At 61.8% G+C, this 1,025-nt stretch carries 1 protein-coding gene; it reads right to left on the bottom strand.

Features of this window, described 5'->3' with window-relative positions; all coding sequences use genetic code 11:
• Positions 1-995, bottom strand: a 995-nt coding sequence (locus EOL86_15645; protein ID NCD27004.1) for a chemotaxis response regulator protein-glutamate methylesterase, incomplete at its 3' end; no start/stop codon positions are given.
• Between the last annotated feature and the right edge of the window lie 30 nt (positions 996-1,025).

Below are 1,025 nucleotides of genomic sequence, written 5' to 3'. Positions count from 1 at the left end.
TTGATGGCCTCGCCGGGCATGCCGAAGACCACGCACGAGGCCTCGTCCTGGGCCACGGTCACGGCGCCGGCTTCGTGCATTTCGAGCATGGCCTTGGCGCCGTCGTCGCCCATGCCGGTCATGATCACGCCCACGGCGTTCTTGCCCGCATAGCGGGCCGCCGAACGAAACAGCACATCCACCGAGGGCCGGTGGCGCGAGACCAGCGGCCCGTCCTTGATCTGCACATAATAACGAGCACCGCTGCGTTTGAGGAGCATGTGCCGGTTGCCGGGCGCGATCAGGGCTTGGCCGCGCAGCACGGAATCCCCGTCCGTGGCTTCCCTGACCTCGATATCGCATAATGTGTTCAGGCGCTGGGCAAAGGCGGCCGTGAATTTTTCCGGCATGTGTTGGACCACGACGATGCCCGGACAATCCACGGGCATGGCCTGGAGCAGGGTCAGCAGGGCCTCGGTGCCGCCGGTCGAGGCGCCGACGGCCACGACTTTTTCGGTGGTCTGGATCATGGCGTTGGACAAGGGCCTTGGCAGGATGGCGTCGGCCGAGAGCTTTTGACTGACCTTCATGGGCGGAACATGGGGGTGGACCTTGGCCTTGGCCGCGGCCCTGACCTCGTCGCAGAGCATGATCCGGGATTCCTCCATGAATTGCTTGGTGCCGACCTTGGGCTTTTGGATGATGGACACCGCCCCGTATTCCAGAGCCTTCATGGTGGTTTCGGCGTTTTTTTCGGTCAGGGTGGAGCAGATGATGACCGGGATGGGATGCTGGGTCATGATTTTTTTTAGAAAGGTGATGCCGTCCATGCGCGGCATTTCCACGTCCAGGGAGATGACGTCCGGGATGATCTCGCGCATGATTTCCGCCGCGACAAAAGGATCGCTGGCCGCGCCAATGACTTCGATGTCCGGATCCGAGGAATAGATGTCCGTCAGGGTTTGACGGACCAGGGCCGAATCATCGACGATCAACAGGCGGATTTTTGGATTCATCACGGCGACTCCGGGTGTCTGAGGGTACGC

This window comes from Deltaproteobacteria bacterium (assembly GCA_009930495.1).
Lineage (GTDB): Bacteria > Desulfobacterota > Desulfovibrionia > Desulfovibrionales > Desulfomicrobiaceae > Desulfomicrobium.
Note: the sequence above shows the minus strand (reverse complement) of the source record. Positions and strands in the feature narration are given on the sequence as shown.